The following is a 19645-nucleotide window of genomic DNA, read 5'->3' as shown; positions in this document are numbered from 1 at the left end:
TCACGCGGCCAGCACGCTGTTGTCGCCCATCCCGATATCGTCGCCGCTCGCCCAGACGGTGTGGGTTCCCGAACAGATACGCTCGGGCAGGATGATCCGGCATACCGGGCCTGCCGCGATATTCTTCGCGTCGATCAGCACGCATTCGGACGTGTCGGTTTCCAGGTCGGCGATGAACGACACAAGATAGCCGTCGTCCTCGTCCTTCGCGTTGATGCGCGGGGCAAAGGGCGCCTCGCTGCCGAAACGGCCGGGACCGAATTCATATTCCTCGCTCGTCCGCGCATTGAGGTCATGCTTCACCAGACCGCGGAACAGGAACCAGCCCGGCTCGGGGATCGCGCTATACGCATAGCGATAGGGCTTGCCGGCATAGCGGTGGTTGAACATCCCGAATTCGAGATCGCGCTCGTCGAGCCGTTCTTCGACGGTCGCGCCAGTCTTGAGGTTGAAGCGCCAGCGGTGGAGGCGTGGCTTCAAGAGGCCTTGATCGAGATATGCCATCATCCGTTCCAGCCCCTCGGGCGCGTTCGGATAGGACTTCGGCATCGGCTCTTCCTGATAATAGCCGTCGAGGATGATCTCGTCGCCTTCCTCCCACGCGTTCAGCCAATGCAGCGTGTAGGTCGGCTCGGCAGTAAACCAGCGAATTTCTTCCGGCTGGCCATGCCGCGGAATGATCGCAAAGCGCGTCTTTTCGTCGGGGTGGAATTGCACGACATGCAGCTTCCGTTCGAGCAATTCCGCATTCCAGTACAGCGGCATGTCGTTGAGGATCGTGTAATTCTCGGTGAACGCCATATCGTGCGGCAGCCGCGGTCCGGGCAGCGGCACCGGAATATAATGCTGCAGCTTGTTGTCCGCCCCGACGACGCCATAATGCATATAAGGTGCGTGCTTGGAGTAATTGAAAAACATCAATTCTCCGGTCGCCAGATCGACTTTGCAATGCGCCGAAATGCCGTCGAGCGGCACCCAGCTTTCGGTGCCAAACTGTTCGAGCGTGAAGGGATCGAGCCGGTACGCTTCGCCGCATTGATAAAAGGTCGAGATGATCTTGCCCGCATGGATCGCGACGTCGGTCGACGACGAATCCTTGAGCCATTCCTGCGCCCCCCAGCCGTGGCGGGTCGATTTGTGCGGGGGCTCCATCAACCCCGCCCACAGAGAGCGACCGGCCTCTTTCTCGGCGGCAAATCCCTTGGTGCGCACGAACCGGCTGCGATAGCTTGCGCGGCCATCCTTGAACGAAATCGAATGAATAAAGCCATCGCCATCGAAGGGATGATAGCGGCCGATCGGCTCGTGAATCTGGTTTTCGCCGGTACGGACATAAACGCCGTCGATGTCAGTCGGAATATTGCCGATCACTTCGGCATCGCCATTGGCAAAGATCGCGTTCCACTCATTGTACGTCGGCCGCCAGGCGCCCTGCATATAGGGATGATCGTTCGGCTGGATCGTGGTTTCGATCGTCTCGACAAGCTGGGCGGTCATACGGGGACTCCTTCGGCAATTGCAAAGCGCGGCCTAGCGGCGGCCGCATCATATTCTTTCACAAGGCGGTCGACGATTGTCGCCATCGGCTCGACGCCGCGCACCGCGCCGACGCCTTGCCCGGCGGACCAGACGTTCTTCCACGCCTTCGCATCGTCCTGCGCGTCGGAGAAGTTCGGGCGCTTGTCCTCGGGCATGTTCGCGGGGTCATATCCTGCGGCGATCAAACTGGGTTTCAGCCAGTTGGCGGTGACGCCGGTGATGCCCTTCGATGGCACGATGTCTTCGGCACCCGCGGCAACGATCATATCCTTGTACCCCGGCGCCGCCATGCTTTCGGCGCAGGCGATCAGTGAGGTTCCGAGATAGGCGAGGTCGGCGCCCAAAATCTCGGCAGCGCGCACGGCATGCCCCGTCGAAATCGCGCCGCCGAGCACCAGCGGCCCGTCCCAGAATTGTCGCACCTCCTCGACAAAGGCGAAGCCTGCGGTCGCACCCGTATGCCCGCCCGCGCCTGCCGCGACGAGCACGAGGCCGTCGACTCCGGCCGCAGCGGCCTTGCGCGCGAACCCGACCGAATTGACGTCAGCGAACACCAGCCCGCCATATCTGTGAATATCCTCGACCACGCGTGCGGGACTACCCAGCGCGGTAATCACCAGCGGCACCTTGTGCCGCACGACGCAGGCGACGTCCTCGGCAAGGCGGCCGTTCGACGGGTGCACGACCAGATTGACCGCCCACGCCGCGGCATCGGGATCGTTCGACAGCGCCGCGTCGATTCGGCTGACCCAATCCTCCAAATCGGCGGAGGTGCGCGCATTGGGGGCAGGGAAGCTGCCGATCATCCCGGCGCGCGACGCGGCGATCACCATCTCCGGCCCCGACACCAAAAACATCGGCGCGGCAATCGCGGGCAGACGCAAGTTCTGCGTCAATGCGGGTGGGAGGCCGTGTCCCGGCAAGGCTAATCCTCTCTCAAATTATCTGACTTGCATAACGATACTTAAAGCCGTTATGAGTCGCAAGGCAAGAAAAACATCGCGGGCCTTGCCCTGACGATGGTGGGAGGGAGAGACAATTATGAAGAGGAATTTTGTTGCGCTGCTCGCCGCATCGGCGCTCGCCAGCCCGGGTATCGCATTCGCACAGGACGCGGCCTCCGCCGAGGACCAGGGCGGGCTCGAAGAGATCATCGTCACCGCACAAAAACGCGCCGAAGGGCTGTCGGACGTCCCGATCTCGATCTCGGCGATCAGCGGCAAGCAGGTCGAAGCCTATGGCCAGACCAACCTCGAACAAATCTCGTCGTCGGTCCCCAACCTCAAGATCACCCAGACCGCGATCGCCAACCGCATCGCGATCCGCGGCATTGCGTCGGGCGATAACAAGGGCTTCGAACAGTCGGTCGCGATGTTCGTCGATGGCGTCTATTACGGCCGCGATCAGCTGTCGCGCCTGCCGCTCGTCGACATGGAGCGGGTCGAGGTTTTGCGCGGGCCGCAGCCGACCTTGTTCGGCAAAAACGCGATCGCCGGCGCGGTGAACATCACGACGCGCAGCCCCACGGATGAATTCGAGGGATCGGTCAGCGGCCTGTATGAATTCAACCACAAGGAATTGCAGCTGACCGGGGTCTTGTCCGGACCCTTGAGCGAAGGCGTCGAGGCGCGCGTCGTCGGCTATTACCGCAAGATGGACGGTTATTTCTACAACGCGAAGCTCGATCGCGACGAACCGAACGTCGATGAGAAATATTTCCGCGGCAAGCTCGAGTTCGACCGCGGCGGTCCCTTCGCTGCCGAGCTCAAACTCGAATATGCCGACTTCGAAATGAAGGGCCAGCCGCGCGACGTGTTCGGCGCGGTCGGCAATTACAACACGGTCTTTCAGGGGCCGTTTTTCGTCAGCACCAACCCCGATTATGTCCGCGAGGATAATGGCTATCAAAGCCGCAACAAGGTGTTCGGCGCGACGCTGAATGCCGATCTGGAGGTCGGCGAGCACACGCTGACCTCGGTCAGCTCACTGCTCGACTATAAGACGCGCGAAATCGTCGATGTCGATTTTTCGGGGATCAGCTTCCTCGACGGCACCAATTTGCAGGAAGATTACCGGCAATATTCGCAAGAGCTGCGGCTGGCTTCGCCCGGCGGTGAGGCGTTCAATTATATCGCCGGTGCCTATTATCAGCACGCCAAGCTGGACGTGGACGACCAGGTCCTGTTCAACTCGACTTTCCTCGCCTTGGGACCGCCGTTCAATGCGATCGGCGACACCCGCAATGACCGCGTGTATTCGCAGAAATCGGACCTGATCTCGGTGTTCGCGCAGGGCGAGCTGGCGTTGACCGAACGCTTTCGCATCACCGCGGGCGCGCGCTTCAACCATGAAAAGAAGAGCGGCAGCCGTGCGCTGGCGATCGTGCGCGGCCCGCTCAACACCTTCAATCCACTGGTTGTCGCTGGAACCTTCCGCGCGTTGAACATCGAGGCGCACAGCATTTCGGGAAAATTGAGCGAAGACAGCTTCAACCCGATGGTCAACGTCCAGTTCGACGCGACCGACGATCTGATGCTCTACGCCTCGTTCGCGCGCGGGACCAAGGCGGGTGGCTTCGACATTCGCTCCAACTCGTTGCCAGGCTCGACGACGGTCGCCAAGCCCGGCGCGTTCGAGTTCGAGGATGAAAGCGCCGACAATTTCGAGGCGGGCCTCAAGTACAAGGGCCGCAACGTCGCATTCAACCTGTCGCTCTATCGCACCACCTACAAGGATTTGCAGGTCAACATCTTCGATGGCACGCTGAACTTCAACGTCGCCAACGCCGCGGGCGCCCGCACACAGGGGGTCGAGGCCGACTTCCGCGCTGCGATCGCCGACGGGCTGACGGTCAGCGGCGCGGTTGCCTATCTCGACTTCAAATTCACCAACTTCACCTCGGGCCAATGCTATTATCTGCAAGCGCCGGGGCCGGGCGGGTTCTGCGACTATACCGGGCTGCGCAACGCGCTGTCGCCGAAATGGTCGGGCAACCTCAACCTCGATTACACGACCCCGATCACTTCGGACATGAAGGTTGCGTTCAACGTCAACGCCGACTTCTCTTCCTCCTATATCGCGTCGGCGAACCTTGATCCGCGCACCCACCAGGACGGTTATGTAAAGCTTGGCGCGCGGCTGGCGCTGGGTCAGATCGACAATCGCTGGGAAGTGGCGCTGATCGGCCGTAACCTGACCAACCAGCGCATCCTGCAGACCGCCAGCTCGATGCCGCTGGCAACGACGATCACGCGCAACGCGGGCAACGCCTATAATGGCATCGTCGATCGCCCGCGTACGATCGCGGTGCAACTCACCGGGCGCTTCTGACCAGCTCTCCCCAGGGAAGAGGGGGCACGGGCACTGCCCCCTCTCCCGACCCGATCGCCTTGTCGATTTCCGGCCGGCGGGTTAGGGGCGGGGGCGAAGGATTGCCAAGCGTTTGAAACACGACCGTACCATCAGAGCCTGCTCGATCTGGCGCGCGCTTGACGTCGTCGGCGACGTGCCGGTGCTGCTGATCATGGAACAGGCCTTGCTCGGCATCCACAGTTTCGATGAATTTGTGGCGCGCACCGGGCTCGCACGCTCGGTGGTCAACGGGCGGCTCAAAAAACTGGTCGAGGAAGATTGCCTTGCCAAGGTGCCGCGCAAGGGCGGCCGCGGCTTTCATTATATGCTCACCCAGAAGGGACGCGACCAGTTTCCCAACGGCCTGATGATGCTGCGCTGGCAGCATAAATGGGAAGCCGACAGCCGCGATTTTCAAGTCCGTTTGCATCATGCGACCTGCGGTCATGCGACCGAACCGGTGCCGGTGTGCGGCCATTGCCGCGCCGAGATCGATCCGCGTGCCGTCGATTGGCGCGAAGGGCCGGGACTGGTTCAGGTGACCCCGGCCTATGAACGTCGCCGTTTCAATGGCGACGTCGGAACGCGTCGTCCGGGCGGGCGACCCTTGGTCGACACGATGATCGAATTGTTCGGTGACCGCTGGGCGACGTTGGTTGTCCGCGCGATGTTCACGCGGATCAACCGCTTCGACGACATTCAACGCGATACGCTGATGGCCACAAACATTCTGACCGGTCGCATCGACCGGCTGACCAGGCAGGGGATTTTGCGCGCCGCCCCCTATTCCGACCGCGCCGACCGTTATGAATATCGGCTCACCGAAAAGGGCCGCGATCTTTACCCGGTGCTGCTCGCGCTGTTGCAATGGGGCGACCGCTGGTTTTCCGACGAGCGCGGCCCGCCGGTGCTGTTGACCCACCGCCCGTGCGGCCATGGCCTGCACATGGTCGTCGCGTGCAGCCATTGCGGCGACGAATTGACGCTGTCGAACAGCCGTTTCGAAATCGAAGCCATCGGCGAGGATGGCGCGGTCAGGGAATAAGCCGTCCCTCGTCGCGGCTCGGCATCGGCGCCACAATCCGCAGCAGCAGGGCGGACATCCCCAACCACGTTGCAGAGGTCAGGATGGCGATCGACAGCGTCGTCAAATCGGCCATCAGACCGAACGCGTAAGCGCCCAAGGCCATCGCTCCAAAAGTGACCGCCTGATAGATCGACAAGCAGCGCCCCAGTATCTCGTCGGGCGACCGCAGCTGCATTGCGACGTTCAACGTGGTGAGGGTCGAAACCCACGCCCCGCCAGCGACGAAGGCGGCACCCATGATCGAAGCCAGGCCGCTCGTCAGTGCCACCGGCAACATGGTGGCGGCGAAGACCAGCGCCGCCACAGTCACCACCCGATCGCTGCCCCACCGGCGGCGCGCGTGGCCGATCAACAATGCTCCGACGACCGATCCCGCGCCAAAAGCGGCGAGGCAGAGACCATAAGTGATTTCGGTGCCGTGCAGCCGGTCGCGAACGAGCGAGGGCAACAGCGCCTGAAACCCCGCCGCGCCGAACCCGAACGCGAAGCCGCGGATCAGAACACGGCGCACCGGGTTCGAACGGGCGCAGAAACGAATGCCCGCGGCGATCGCGGTCAGCATCGGCGTTCGGCGCGGTGGCACGGTTTCGGGGTGCCAGCGCAGCAGCACGACGATCAGTGCCAGATAACTGAGCGCATTGAGGCCGAAGGCAGCCGCCGTCCCGACAACGGCGATCAGCATTCCGCCGAGAGCCGGTCCGACGCTGCGGGCCAGGTTAAAGGCGATGGTGTTGAGCGAGATCGCCTGCGGCAGGTCTTTCGGCCCGACTTGCAAGCGAACCGAGGCTTGCCACGCAGGCCCGTTCAGCGCGGTGCCGCAGCCGACGGCGAGGGTGAAAAACAGCAAGGTGAGCGGGGTGATCGCATCAAGATAAGTGGTCAGCGTCAGCAAGGCCGAGACGATCAGCATGCCGGTTTGCGCCGCCAGCATGACGCGGCGCCGGTCGAAATTGTCGGCGATGGCGCCGGCGAAGATCCCCAGCAGCATGATCGGAATCGTCGCACCCGCCTGAACCAGCGCGATCAGCGTATGCGACGTGGTGAGTTCGGTCATCAACCACGCCGCGCCGACGGCCTGGATCATCGATCCCATGTTCGACGCCAGATTGGCGATCCAGATCGCGCGAAACGCTGGGTAGCGGAACGGCCCGAAGGTCGAGGGCGGCGAGGGCGTGTCGGGACTCACACCATGGCGCGTAACGCCCGATGCCAGACGGGGCAAGACCGGGGACGGCGCGATGCACCCGCTCCGCTCGCCGCCAGCAGGGGAACGAAATAATCATGCGCCGCCCACTGGCGCGCGCCGGGCCGACTGGTTACATGGGCCGCCACCAAACGAATCGCGTGTGCCGCCCGGAAAACCGGGACAGGCGCCGCCCGCACCAGAAAGTGGCCCCGATGGAAATCACGACCGGTCTGACCTTTGACGATGTGCTGCTGGTTCCCGGCCCGTCCGAAGTCCTGCCCAGCGACGCGATCCTTTCGACCCGCCTGACCAGCGAGATCAGCCTCAACATCCCGATCCTGTCGTCGGCGATGGACACGGTGACCGAGGCCGACATGGCGATCCTGATGGCGCAGATCGGCGGCATCGGAGTCCTCCACCGCAATCTGACGATCGAGGAACAGGCTGCCGCGGTGCGGCAGGTCAAGCGGTTCGAAAGCGGCATGATCGTCAATCCGATCACCATCACCCCCGACGCTCCGCTGTCCTATGCCACCGCGCTGATGGACCAGCACAAGATTTCGGGCATCCCGGTTGTTGAGACCGGCGGCAAGCTGGTCGGCATCCTGACCCACCGCGACGTGCGCTTTGCCGACAATCCTGGCCAGCCGGTGCGCGAATTGATGACGGCCGAAAATCTGGCCACCGTGCGCCCTGGTGTCGGGCAGGACGAGGCGCGCAAACTGCTCCACCAGCGCCGCATCGAAAAGCTGCTGGTCGTCGACGATGATTATCGCTGCATCGGGCTGATCACCGTCAAAGACATGGAAAAGGCGGTCAATTTTCCCGATGCGACCAAGGACGGCACCGGCCGCCTACGCGTCGCGGCGGCGACCAACACCGGCGATTCGGGGATCGAACGCGTCGAGGCACTGCTCGAGGCCGAATGCGATCTGATCGTTGTCGACACCGCGCACGGCCATAGCAAGATGGTCGGCGCCACGGTCGAACGGATCAAGAAAATGTCGAACCGTGTCCAAGTGATGGCGGGCAACGTCGCGACCGGCGATGCGACCCGCGCGCTGATCGATTGTGGTGCCGACGCGATCAAGGTCGGCATCGGTCCGGGGTCGATCTGCACCACCCGCATCGTCGCTGGCGTCGGGGTGCCGCAGCTGACCGCGATCCTCGACAGCGTCGAGCAGGCGGCAAAGCAGAATATTCCCGTCATCGCCGATGGCGGTCTGCGCACCTCGGGCGATATCGCCAAGGCACTGGCAGCGGGCGCGTCGAGCGTGATGGTCGGCTCGCTGCTCGCCGGGACCGCCGAGGCGCCGGGCGAAAGCTTCCTGTTCCAAGGCCGCACCTATAAAAGTTATCGCGGCATGGGCAGCGTCGGCGCGATGGCGCGCGGATCGGCCGACCGCTATTTCCAGCAGGATATCAAGGATCAGATGAAGCTGGTTCCGGAAGGGATCGAGGGGCAGGTGCCGTTCAAGGGCGCGGCAAAGGACGTCATCCACCAGCTGGTCGGCGGCGTGAAGGCGGCAATGGGCTATACCGGCAGCCGCACCCTCGCCGATTTTCGCGACCGGGCCAAATTTGTGCGGATCACCAACGCGGGCCTGCGCGAAAGCCATGTTCACGACGTGTCGATTACGCGCGAGGCGCCGAACTATCCGGCGGGTTGAATTTTTCGCTTCGTCATTGCGAGCGGAGCGAAGCAATCCAGAGTCACGTAATCCGCTCTGGATTGCTTCGCTCCGCTCGCAATGACGAAGGTAAAGACAGATTATGACCCCCGCCGCTCGCGTCCAGACCGCCATCGAAATCCTCGACGTTATCGCTGCATCGGCGCGCGATGGTGGCGCCCCGGCCGACGCAATTTTTGCCGAAGCGATGCGCGCTCGTCGTTATGCCGGATCGAAGGACCGCCGCGCGATCCGCGGTCTCGTCTATGATGCGATCCGCGCTGTGCGTTCGGTGCCCGCGTCGGGCCGCGCCGCAATGCTCGCGCTCGCCGATAACGACGCGGAACTTGCGGCGCTGTTCGACGGCGCCTCCTATGGCCCCACCGCGATCGGCGTTGACGAAGCGCGGACCGAGACCGGGCTTGCCACCCCAGCGTTGATCAAATTGTTCGATCCACTGGTCACCAAGGCGGAGCACGCCGCGATGCTCGCCCGCGCCCCACTCGACTTGCGCGCCAACCGCCTGCGATCGAGTCGAGACGAGCTGGCGATGATTTTCCCCGACGGCGAAGTGATCAACGGCCTCGCCGACGGCTGGCGCCTGCCTGGCGAAACCGCCGCGGTCCAGCATAGCGCTTATAATGAGGGACAGTTCGAGGTGCAGGACGCCGCGAGCCAATATGCCGCCGCCGCGCTCGGTGCCGAGGCCGGGCAAAAGGTCATCGATCTGTGCGCGGGCGCGGGCGGCAAGACGCTCGCCATCGCTTCGGCCACCAATGACGAAGCCGCCATCCTCGCTTGCGACACCAACCGCGCGCGGCTTCAGCAATTGGCGCCGCGCGCGCACCGCGCCGGGGCGACCGGTATCGAAACGCTCCTGCTCAACCCGGGACAGGAACGCGGGATGCTCGCCGATCGGATGGGCAAGGCCGACCGCGTCATCGTCGATGCCCCCTGTTCAGGCAGCGGCACCTGGCGGCGCAGCCCCGAACTGCGCTGGCGCTCGACCCCGGCGCGGCTCGACCGGCATGTTGCCGATCAGGCGAAGCTGATGGACATCGGCGCGGCGCTGCTGGCGCCGGGCGGCAAACTTCTTTATGCTGTGTGCTCGATCATCGCTCGCGAGGGGCGCGCACAGGTGGATGATTTTCTGACCCGTCATCGCGGCTGGACCGCCGACACCGGCTATTTGCCCGACGGCGTTGGCCGCGCCGCGGGCGGCGGTTTTCTGCTCACCCCGAAGCATGACGGATGCGACGGATTTTTTCTCGCACGACTGACGGCGCCATGTTAGCATCCCTGCAATGAAGCGATGGGAGAATGCGATGCGCGTCAGTTTTCTGGCTCTGTCTGCCGGTCTGATTTTGACCAGCCTGCCCACGGCATCGGATGCCCAGCGCGCCGACAACGACATTTTCCCACGCTCGATCGCGCTCCAGCAGCAAGGTCAAACCGCACAGGAATCTGGCGATCTCAACCTCGCGGTCGACTTCTATGAATCGGCCCTGGCCGCCGACCCCCGCAACCGCTCGGCGATCATCGCGCTGGCGCAGGTCGCTCGCGCACAGGGTCTGCCCGGCAAGGCAATCGGCCTCTATCGCGAGGCTCTCGTGCTCGAACCCAACGACATCGTCGCGCTGACCGGGCAGGGCGAAGCCCTCGCCGACAAGGGCGCGCTCGAACTGGCGCGTGAGAAGCTTACCGAAGCGCAGCGGGTTTGCACCGACAAATGCCCGCAGGTCGCGGCGCTCGAAAAGACGATTTCGTCGAGTACTACCAAACGTGTTGTCGCTGCGGAGGCGTTGGTGCCGAAACCGATAGTTGCGACGGTTGGTACCAGTAACAATCAGAATTAGAATCTGGCCGAGATTTACGGCGGCATCGGGGTGGATTCGATACATTCTCCTTCCTAAGAGGGAGGGGAGAAGCGATGTCCGCAACCGGTCGATATCGCCGCCGGGGAGCAGCGGCTGTCTTGGCCGCTAAACGTTTGGGTAGCCGATCTTTGACGTGAACCGACTGGAGCGCCGCGCCTAACATGCTAAGGGCATCCTATGCTTCACATGCACGGCCGCGGCGGCACCGTCCTAATCGATGGTGTCAAATATGACTGGGAACTCCTGAGCGAGCCCCAACTGTCCTCGTCCGAAGGCTGGAGGGGCATGAGGGTCGCCTTGCGCCAGAGAGATATGCCACGCGAAGCCGTGCTGGAATTTCCGACGCCAAAGCGCCTGTTGAAAGGATTGCCGAAAGGGCGTTCGCACATCAACGACGTGATCGCCTCGCGAGGGGTGCGAGCGGCATTGTCGGCAGGATGGGACCCGGCTTCTCGCGGCAAGCCGACGGTCTTCATGGTTGATGCCGACGGCCACTAAGCGCAATCGTCTGGAGCACTGGCATTCAGCCTGAAGCGGGGCAATTTCTCCTTTGGGAGAAGGGGAAGATGAGGGTTTACTTTAATCGCTCAACCAATCGGTTGTGATCGCTCCCCTATGCCCCTCCGGCGCCAACGCGGCACGCAGCGCTTCCAGCAGCGGCGGCAGCGCCTGCGTGAAGGCGTAGGGCGGGTTGACGATAAAAAGGCCCGCGCCGTTATAAATGTCGGGCTGATCGGCGTCATATAACCAATGCTCGACGACCAGGAATTTCGGTATGCCGAGGTTCCGCAGCTTGTTCTTCCACTGCTGATGCGTCGCGCGGTCTTTCAGCGGATACCATATGACCGTCACGCCATGCGCCCATTTGCGGTGCGCAGCGGCGAGGGTGGCGGTGATCCGGGCGCGCTCATCGGTCTGCTCATACGGCGGATCGACCACCACCACGCCGCGCGCGGTGCGGGGCGGCAGCATCGCCAGCCAAAGTTCATAGGCGTCGCGCTGATGCACAGCGGCGGGTGTGCCGCGCATTACGCCGCGCAGCGTGTACGCGTCGTCGGGGTGTTTTTCGTTGAGGATCAGGAAATCCTGCGGGCGCAATAGCTGCGCCAGAACCTGCGGCGATCCGGGGTAGAGGTGCGGCTCGTCCCCGACATTCACTGCCCGTACGGCGGCGCGGTAGTCGTCCAGCAAGGAATTCGGGTCGGCAAAGGCGCGCAGCACGCCCTGTGTGGCCTCGCCCGTGCGCCTCGCCTCCTCGCCGCCAAGGTCGTACAGCCCGCAACCGGCATGGGTGTCGATCAGGGTCAGCGCGCCCTGTTTTTGCTGCAAGGCTCGCACGAGGGCGATCAGCAGGCTGTGCTTTACGACATCGGCGCTATTGCCGGCATGGAAGGAATGGCGATAATTCATTTCCGGTGCCCGTATAGAGTCGGGCGGAAACCTTCAAAAGCATTCTGTGCAAAGCCTCAACCCCGCGTTCGCGATCGTCACCGGCGGCGGAGACACAGGCCTCCGGGCCGCATGGGAATATTCGATCAGCGGGGAGCCGGATGCGATCGGCATCGCCGCGAAGCGCCCGCCCGCCCGATGTCAGCCGAACTTACATGTAACACGGCAGTATCAGAACTGCGGCGCTTCGCCGTTCGCGCGCGTCAATGTCGAATGCCTTGGATCGATGATCGGTCGAAAGCCGACTCTACGCCTCCAGCGCTCGCGCCAGCGACACCCATTCGGCGACGCTGACGGTTTCGGCCCTGCGCGTCGGATCGATCCCGAGCGCCTCCGCCGCGGCAACCGCGCCTTCAAGCCCTTTAAGGCTCTGGCGCAGCATCTTGCGCCGCTGGCCAAAGCCTTTTTCGGTCAGTTTCGACAGCAGTCTCGGATTGACGCCTTCGGGCTGGTCGGCTGGTACCACATGGATTATCGCCGACATCACCTTGGGCGGCGGGGTGAAGGCCGAACGGTGGACTTTCATGGCGATCTTCGCAGTCGAGCGCCACTGCGCCAGCACAGCGAGTCGGCCAAAGGCGCCCGAGCCGACCGGCGCGACGATCCGTTCGGCGACCTCTTGCTGAAACATTAGCGTCAGCGATTGCCAGCGCGGTGGCCATGCGGCTGGCTCCAGCCATCGGGTAAACAGCGCGGTGCCGACATTATACGGCAGGTTGGCGACGATATGATAAGGGGCGCCGCCAGTCAGCGCGTCGACATCCACCGCCATCGCGTCGTCGGCGATGACCGTCAGTTGCCCGGGAAACGCTTCGCCCAGTTCGGCGAGCAGCGGCAGGCAGCGGTCGTCGCGTTCGACCGCAATCACCTTCGCCCCGGCGCGGAGCAGCGCGCGTGTCAGCCCGCCGGGGCCGGGGCCGACCTCGAACACCGTCGCACCATCCAGATCGCCGGGCAGCGCCGCGATCCGGTCGAGCAATTGCTCGTCGAACAGGAAATTCTGGCCCAGCGCCTTGCTGGCCTGCAACCCGTGCACGCGCACCGTCTCGCGCAGCGGGGGCAGATGAGGCACGGCGCGCGCCGTCACTTGGCTGGCGCGCAAATGCGCTCGCGCGCCATGGCCAGCTTTGCCGCCATCGCAATCGCTGCGATGGTGGGGCCGGGGTCGGCGGTCCCGGTGCCGGCGATATTGAACGCGGTACCATGGTCGGGTGAGGTGCGGATGATCGGCAGGCCCAGGGTCAGGTTGACGCCGTCATGGAAATGCAGCGCCTTGAACGGGGTGAGCGCCTGATCATGATAGGCGCACAATAGCGCATCGTACCGTGCACGGACGCTGGGCGCGAACAGACTGTCGGCGGCAAGCGGGCCGTCGACGATCAGGCCTTCCTCGGCAAGTTGCGCGAGCGCCGGCTTCATGATCCGCTCTTCCTCGCTGCCGAGCTGGCCGTTTTCACCGGCGTGCGGGTTCAGGCCCGCGAGCGCGATACGTGGGGCTTCAATGCCGAAATCGCGCTTCAAACCGCGTGCGACGATCCGCGCCTTGGCGACGATCAATTCAATAGTCAGCCGCTCGGACACTTCGATCAGCGGAATATGGACCGTCAGCGGGACGACGCGCAGCGCCGGTCCCGCCAGCATCATCACCGCGTTCGTGGCAGTCACGCCGCAGCGTTCGGCGATAAATTCGGTTTGCCCGGGGTGGGTATAGCCAATGCCGTGGAGCGCGAATTTGGAAACCGATCCGGTGACCAGCGCAGAGCTGGCCTGGTTACGGGTCAGTCCAATCCCGGTTTCGAGCGCGTGCAGGGCGCAGGTCGCGCCCGCCGCGGTCGGGGTGCCGGGGGTCAGCGGCCCGCTGTCCTCGAGGTGCCAGACCGGCAGGGCGTCTTCGAAGGTTCGCTGGACCTCGTCCATGTCCCCGACCCGTGCGATCGGGCCATCCCAGACAGCCGCAATCGTCGCAATATCGCCGATCGCGACGAACGCGGGCAGGCCATGTTCGCGGCGCGCGGCCCAAGCGCGGGCGGTGACTTCGGGTCCGACGCCGGCCGGGTCGCCCATGGTGACCGCGATCGGCTGTCGAAGATTGGCGTCGGACATTAGCTATATTCGATCACGGCATCCCGGCGCAGGTCGCGCAGATAGCGCTGAGCCCGCTTGTTGACCTTTTCTTCGAGCAGGCGCTGTTCGATCTGCTCCATATTCGGTGCAGTCGCGGTCTGCGGTAGGTCGCGGCCACACAGCACCAGGACGCTGACCCCTTCGTTAGCGGCGCCGAACGGCTGGGTCGTCTGCCCGATCTGCAAGTTGAGCAGCGTATTTTGAAGCGGCGCGGGCAGGGCGCGCATCTCGATATTGTCGCGCGACACCACATTGGCACCAAGCTGCGCAGCAACGGCGTCGGCGCCGCCGCAACCGGCAATATTGCGGGTGGCTTCAGCGAACTGCCCGGCCAGCTCGGATGCGCGCGCTTGCGTCGTGCCGGCCGCAAAATCGAGCGAAATCTGCTTCAGGCTGAGCACCGCATCGCGCGGGTCGGCGGTCAGCACCTGGCGACGATCGATCATCAGCATGATCGACACCCCGCCGGGAACCTGGATCGGGCCGACCAGCTGGCCGGGTTGCATCTGCGTCGCTGCTTCGGACATCGAAGCAGGCAGCTGACCCGCCTTCACCCAGCCAAGGTCGCCGCCGACGACAGCCGTCGAGGCTTCCGAAAACTGACGTGCATAAGCGGCAAAGCTACCGCCGGCTTGCAACGCCTGGATGATCTTCTGCGCGTTTTCGGTCACCGCGGCGACATTTTCAGGCGGCGCCGAAAGATAGATTTCACCAAGATGAAACTCGTCCTGCCCCTTGGAATCATTCATCCGCTGCACCACTGATTCGACTTCTTCGGTCGATACGTTGGTCGTCGACTGGATATTGCGCGACAACAGGCGATCCCAGGCGAATTCGCCCCGAATCTGCTGCTTCACCGCGGCGGACGACGATCCCTTGCTGATGAGATAGGTCGAAAATTGATCGGGCGACTGCTTAAAGCGAGTCGCAAGCCGGGCGAACTGTTCGTTGACGACATTTTCGTCGATCGTGATGTCGGCCGCCTTGGCTTCCTGGATCTGCAGTTTTTCGTCGATCAGGTTGCTGAACACCTGACTGCGCAACCGCTGCAATTCTTCGGGTGGCAGTTCGACATTGTTGTTGGCGATCCGGATCAACGCCATGCGCTGTTCGATATCGGTCGCGGTGATGATCTCGCCGTTGATGGTTGCCGATGGCCGATATACATTGGGTTTTGCGTCGCCAAAGATCTGGACATTGCCCGGAATATTCAGGCTGGTCGTCGGAACGTCGTCGTCGCTGACGGTCTGGGCCAGCACAGGCGTAATGCCGACGGCGGCCACGGCGATCAGGCCGATCATGGTCGTAAATTTGGTCATCTTTACCCTATTCGAGAAAGTCCCGACGCTCCGTATCAGCGGATGCGCCCGATGGTCCAGCGCAATCCGCCATATCGACCGTTTGATGGCTTCTGATAGCCCGCAAACGCTGAACCTAGGCTGAGCGATATGCTCAGAATCCCAGATTGCGGAACGCGACGCGGAACGAGAAGCTGTTACCGCGCCGCGCATCGCCGGTGTCGGCATAATCGCGGCGCCAGGTCAGCGCGATCGACAGGCAGTCGTCGTCATAGGCGACGCCCAGGCGATGGCGAATCGGCTCGAACCCGTCGGCGGAGCTCAGCGGATCGTCGCTCCGCTCTGTCAGGTCGACGATTGCCGAGCCAAAGACCGACCAGTTGCGGGCCACCGCAACCCGACCGCCGACGCGCGCTTCCTCGCGATCCTGCAAATCCTCACCCAGCAGCAGGATGTCGCGGTTCAGCCGCGAATAGCCGAGCACGGCGTAGGTCGAGCGGCTGCCGATCGTGGCGTCGAATTCATTGCGACGGATCGCGAAATTATCTTTGTCGAGCCGGTAGCGGTGCGTCAGGCGCAGGAAATCGCGGTAAGCAATCGTCGTGCGGCCAACGATGTCGGACGTCCGATCGGTCAGGCCGGTCCCGTCGGGAAACAAGCTCGGCTTGTTCGACAGGCGATAGCTTTGGCCGACACTGCTGCTGATGTTGAAGCCCGGACGGTTGTAATTCCACTCGACGCCGTAAGTAATGCGCGCGCCGTCCTCGAAACGATCATATCCGTTGAAGCGGTTGATCGAGAACAAGTTGCTGTCTTCGAGGTCGAACGCCCGCGAATCCTCGTTCGGAATATCGAGATTTTTGATCGGCGGGGTGGCGACGATCTGGACCCGCGGGGTCAGCGTCTGGGTGCCGCCGGCGAATTCGCCGACGAACGGCCAGCGCATATCGGCGGCGACCGCGGCAATCCCGCGCGTCTGCCACCCAGATTTACCGCGATAGCCGGGGATTGAGGTCAGCAGATTTTCGTCGCTGTGATAGACGTCGCCGCGGACGAGCGCGGTCAGCGTGACCTCTTGCCCCAGCCGGGTCAGCCCGCGCAAATCCCAGCGCGCGCCGGCAAAGGCGCGCTGGGTATCTTGCCCCTCGGTACGGCCGATCGCCAGAGTGTTGAGTTGCAGTTCGACCTGGCCGCCTAGCACCGGATCGGCGAACCGCTTGCGGTAATCTATGATCGGCAGCGCGATCGGCTGCTGGCCTTGTTGGTCGTTCGCGCGCAGCGTCTGCGTCGCCCAGCCAGCGATCGACAGATAGCTGCTGCCGCCGATCCGTTCGAGCTCGAAGGTCGAGCGCAGCCGGTCGTCGCGGCTGATGTCATAGCGGCGCATGAAGGTGCGGTCGGTCGCGATGCGGCCCGAATAAGAAAGGCTCCAGCGCGGATCGAACTGGAATTTTCCGGCGCTTTCCAGATAGCCGCGGAACCGCTTGCGGCTGTCCAGGTCTTCGCCCGTCAGCGGCACGAGCGAGCCATAGGTCCCGTAGCCGTTGACACGGAACGACCCGATGTCGGTCAGCGCGCGGAACTCGCCCTCGATCATCGGCGCGGCGCCGGTGTAGAGATGCGGGGTGACCGTGATGTCGCGATCGGCGGCAAGCCGCAGATAATATGGCACCGCGATTTCGAACCCGTTGCTGCGGTCGAGCCGGATTTCAGGGACCAGCAGACCGCCCCCCGCCTCGCTGTTCGCGGGATGGCTCAGACCGGGCAACGGGATCAGCGGCAGGCCGAAAATCTCGACGCGAGCGCCCTTATAGCGAATCTTGTTCTTCGCCTTGTCGTAGGTGACGCGGACGGCGCGGATCTGCCAGCTCGGATTTTTCGGGCAACCTTCCGAATCCTCGACCGAGCAGGCGGTGTAAACAGCGTTTTCCAGCTCGATGTTGCCATTCTCGAACCGCGTGCCTCTGACCGCTGCCATCCGCGATCCGTTGTCGAGGACCACGAGCAGATTCTCGACGACCCCATCGCGCAGACTGTCGGTCAGCTCGATCTTGTCGCCATAGGCGATGTCGCCTTCAGGGTTTTTGATCGCGACATTGCCCTCGGCAAAAACCTGACCGGTCTTGCGGTCCCAGGTCACCTTGTCGGCGCGCATCGATATCGCCTCGCGATTCATCGCGACATTGCCCTCGGCAACCACGACTTCGGTGTCGCTATCGTAATTCAGGGTATCGGCGGCGAAACCCACCTGGTCTTCGGCGCTTACGGCGGGGGCGTTGCTGGTGAGCGGCGCGACGTCAGGGGTTTGCAGATTGGGCTGGCCCGCGACGTCTTGCGGCGCCGGCGATTCGGTTGCTTGCTGGGCGAGCGCGGGGCTGGCGAGCAGCGCAAGGCCGCTGGCGGTGGCAAGCCAGAAAGGCCGTGCGCCTGGCGTTCCGGGGAACAAAGCCAACGTCATTGAAATACTTCGTCCCACTTATTTGTCACGTCCGCCCGGGTTGGACCGGCTGCTTTGTTTTTGCAACTCGCAAGCGAAACCCCTATCGGTCCCGCACGCCGCAATCAATCATCGCATGAGAGAGTTACCGCATGGATATTCACTTTGTCGCGCAAATCGATGCGTCTGCCGACGTTATCGCTTTTCCGGTCCGCAAGGGCGAACTCGGCGCGTTCGTCGCGGCGCTCGGGGAACCGCATGGTGTCCTGTTGGGAGGTGCCGCGGCACAGGCCCGCTTTGAAGGCGCGGCGGGCGGCATTGCTGAAACCGCGGCGGTCGATGGCGGGCGGGTCCTGCGCTTGGTGCTGGTCGGGATCGGCGAAGGCACCGTGCATGACCTCGAACGCGCCGGCGGCGCGCTCACGGCGCGACTCCAAACCAGCGGCGCGGCGGCGGTCCATGTCGATTTCGCGAGCGCTGGCGACGTTGATGAGGATGATGTTCTGGCGTTTGCGATGGGGGCGAAGCTGCGCGACTGGCGCATCGACACCTATCGCACCCGGCTGGCCGATACGGCGAAGCCGAGCGTCAAGACGCTGACCGTCGCCTCGTCGCACGGCAATCTGTCGGCGCGTTGGGCCGACAATGCGGCGATTGCCGACGGCGTCGCGCTGACCCAGACCCTGGTCGCCGAGCCGCCGAACATCCTTTACCCCGAAAGCTTCGTCGAGCGCTGCCAGCATCTCGCCGACCTCGGCGTCGAAATCGAAGTCCTGGACGAACGCCAGATGAAGGCGCTGGGCATGGGCGCGCTGCTCGGGGTGGCGCAGGGCTCGACCCGTCCGCCCCGGCTGCTCGCGATGCGCTGGAACGGCGGCAAGGCGGGCGACAAGCCCGTCTGTTTCGTCGGCAAGGGCGTGACCTTCGACACCGGCGGCATCAGCATCAAGCCTGCCGCGGGCATGGACATGATGAAATGGGACATGGGCGGCGCGGGCGCCGTCGCGGGCGCGATGAAGGCGATTGCGGGCCGCAAGGCCAAGGCGAATGTCGTCGGCGTCGTCGGGCTCGTCGAAAATATGCCCGACGGCAATGCGATGCGCCCCGGCGACATCGTCACCACCATGTCGGGCCAGACGGTCGAAGTGCTCAACACCGATGCCGAGGGACGGCTGGTGCTGTGCGACGCGATCAGCTGGGTGCAGAAAATCTATGAGCCCAAGGTGATCGTCGATCTGGCGACGCTGACCGGCGCGATGGTGATCTCGCTCGGGCATGAATATGCGGGCATTTTCGCCAATGACGAAAGCCTCGCGGCGCAGCTGATCGCGGCAGGTGAGACCAGCAACAACAAGCTATGGCGCTTCCCGCTGTCGGCGGCTTACGACAAACTGATCGACAGCCCGATCGCCGACATGAAGAATATCGGTCCGCGCGAAGGCGGCTCGATCACCGCGGCGCAGTTCCTGAAACGCTTTGTCGACGACGGCGTCGCCTGGGCGCATCTCGACATCGCGGGTGTGGCATGGGGTGACAAGGATGGCCCGGTCTATGCCAAGGGCGCGACCGGCTATGGCGTGCGTCTGCTTGATCGCTACATCGCCGAAAATCACGAGGGTTAAGGGCA

General features: G+C 63.5%; 15 protein-coding genes. 7 read left to right on the top strand and 8 right to left on the bottom strand.

Features of this window, described 5'->3' with window-relative positions:
- Positions 1 to 1497 (bottom strand): carotenoid oxygenase family protein, encoded by a 1497-nt coding sequence (locus ACQY6T_RS01905; RefSeq protein ID WP_428627777.1) that lies wholly within the window; start codon positions 1495 to 1497, stop codon positions 1 to 3.
- On the bottom strand, positions 1494 to 2435 hold the full coding sequence (locus tag ACQY6T_RS01900) for an NAD(P)H-dependent flavin oxidoreductase (protein WP_428627775.1): 942 nt from the start codon (positions 2433 to 2435) through the stop codon (positions 1494 to 1496). The genes ACQY6T_RS01905 and ACQY6T_RS01900 overlap by 4 nt, the downstream gene beginning before the upstream one ends.
- Positions 2436 to 2580: 145 nt before the next feature.
- On the opposite strand from ACQY6T_RS01900, the gene ACQY6T_RS01895 reads away from it, so the two are divergent.
- Both ACQY6T_RS01895 and ACQY6T_RS01890 read left to right on the top strand, forming a co-directional pair.
- The gene (locus ACQY6T_RS01895; RefSeq protein WP_428627772.1) at positions 2581 to 4869 is read left to right on the top strand and encodes a TonB-dependent receptor; all 2289 of its coding nucleotides are present in this window, start codon (positions 2581 to 2583) and stop codon (positions 4867 to 4869) included.
- Positions 4870 to 4981: 112 nt separating this feature from the next.
- On the top strand, positions 4982 to 5935 hold the full coding sequence (locus ACQY6T_RS01890; protein ID WP_428627769.1) for a winged helix-turn-helix transcriptional regulator: 954 nt from the start codon (positions 4982 to 4984) through the stop codon (positions 5933 to 5935).
- Here the strand turns inward: ACQY6T_RS01890 and ACQY6T_RS01885 are convergent.
- Positions 5925 to 7163: an MFS transporter gene (locus tag ACQY6T_RS01885; protein WP_428627767.1), complete on the bottom strand. Its 1239-nt coding sequence runs from the start codon at positions 7161 to 7163 to the stop codon at positions 5925 to 5927. The genes ACQY6T_RS01890 and ACQY6T_RS01885 overlap by 11 nt on opposite strands.
- A 212-nt stretch (positions 7164 to 7375) precedes the next feature.
- Here ACQY6T_RS01885 and guaB point away from each other — a divergent pair, with 212 nt between their 5' ends.
- From guaB to ACQY6T_RS01865, 4 genes are all read left to right on the top strand, one after another.
- Positions 7376 to 8833: an IMP dehydrogenase gene (guaB, locus tag ACQY6T_RS01880; RefSeq protein ID WP_428627764.1), complete on the top strand. Its 1458-nt coding sequence runs from the start codon at positions 7376 to 7378 to the stop codon at positions 8831 to 8833.
- Positions 8834 to 8936: 103 nt separating this feature from the next.
- Entirely contained in the window at positions 8937 to 10127 is a 1191-nt protein-coding gene (locus ACQY6T_RS01875; protein WP_428627761.1) for an RsmB/NOP family class I SAM-dependent RNA methyltransferase, read from the top strand.
- A gap of 31 nt (positions 10128 to 10158) precedes the next feature.
- Positions 10159 to 10689 carry a tetratricopeptide repeat protein gene (locus tag ACQY6T_RS01870; RefSeq protein ID WP_428627758.1) on the top strand — a complete coding sequence of 177 codons (531 nt, stop codon included), beginning with the start codon at positions 10159 to 10161 and terminating at the stop codon, positions 10687 to 10689.
- 198 nt (positions 10690 to 10887) lie between these two features.
- Positions 10888 to 11208 (top strand): hypothetical protein, encoded by a 321-nt coding sequence (locus ACQY6T_RS01865; protein ID WP_428627755.1) that lies wholly within the window; start codon positions 10888 to 10890, stop codon positions 11206 to 11208.
- An 81-nt stretch (positions 11209 to 11289) separates the two neighbouring features.
- Here ACQY6T_RS01865 and ACQY6T_RS01860 read toward each other — a convergent pair whose 3' ends face one another.
- The 5 genes from ACQY6T_RS01860 to ACQY6T_RS01840 all read right to left on the bottom strand — a co-directional run bounded on the left by ACQY6T_RS01860 (position 11290) and on the right by ACQY6T_RS01840 (position 18039).
- A complete protein-coding gene (locus tag ACQY6T_RS01860) occupies positions 11290 to 12120 on the bottom strand; it encodes a 23S rRNA (adenine(2030)-N(6))-methyltransferase RlmJ (RefSeq protein ID WP_428627752.1) in 831 nt (276 codons plus the stop codon).
- Positions 12121 to 12406: 286 nt separating this feature from the next.
- On the bottom strand, positions 12407 to 13231 hold the full coding sequence (gene rsmA / locus ACQY6T_RS01855; RefSeq protein ID WP_428627749.1) for a 16S rRNA (adenine(1518)-N(6)/adenine(1519)-N(6))-dimethyltransferase RsmA: 825 nt from the start codon (positions 13229 to 13231) through the stop codon (positions 12407 to 12409).
- Between the two features lie 11 nt (positions 13232 to 13242).
- On the bottom strand, positions 13243 to 14262 hold the full coding sequence (pdxA, locus tag ACQY6T_RS01850; RefSeq protein WP_428627747.1) for a 4-hydroxythreonine-4-phosphate dehydrogenase PdxA: 1020 nt from the start codon (positions 14260 to 14262) through the stop codon (positions 13243 to 13245).
- Positions 14262 to 15602, bottom strand: coding sequence for a peptidylprolyl isomerase (locus ACQY6T_RS01845; RefSeq protein WP_428627745.1), 1341 nt, complete (start codon positions 15600 to 15602; stop codon positions 14262 to 14264). The genes pdxA and ACQY6T_RS01845 overlap by 1 nt, the downstream gene beginning before the upstream one ends.
- A gap of 133 nt (positions 15603 to 15735) precedes the next feature.
- Complete coding sequence (locus ACQY6T_RS01840; RefSeq protein ID WP_428627743.1) at positions 15736 to 18039, bottom strand: LPS-assembly protein LptD; 2304 nt, start codon at positions 18037 to 18039, stop codon at positions 15736 to 15738.
- 131 nt (positions 18040 to 18170) lie between these two features.
- Between ACQY6T_RS01840 and ACQY6T_RS01835 the strand changes: the two genes are divergently transcribed.
- The gene (locus ACQY6T_RS01835) at positions 18171 to 19640 is read left to right on the top strand and encodes a leucyl aminopeptidase (RefSeq protein WP_428627741.1); all 1470 of its coding nucleotides are present in this window, start codon (positions 18171 to 18173) and stop codon (positions 19638 to 19640) included.
- The last annotated feature ends 5 nt before the right edge of the window (positions 19641 to 19645 follow it).

The organism is Sphingopyxis sp., from assembly GCF_965279725.1.
Lineage (GTDB): Bacteria > Pseudomonadota > Alphaproteobacteria > Sphingomonadales > Sphingomonadaceae > Sphingopyxis.
This window is presented reverse-complemented; position numbering and strand designations above follow the sequence as displayed.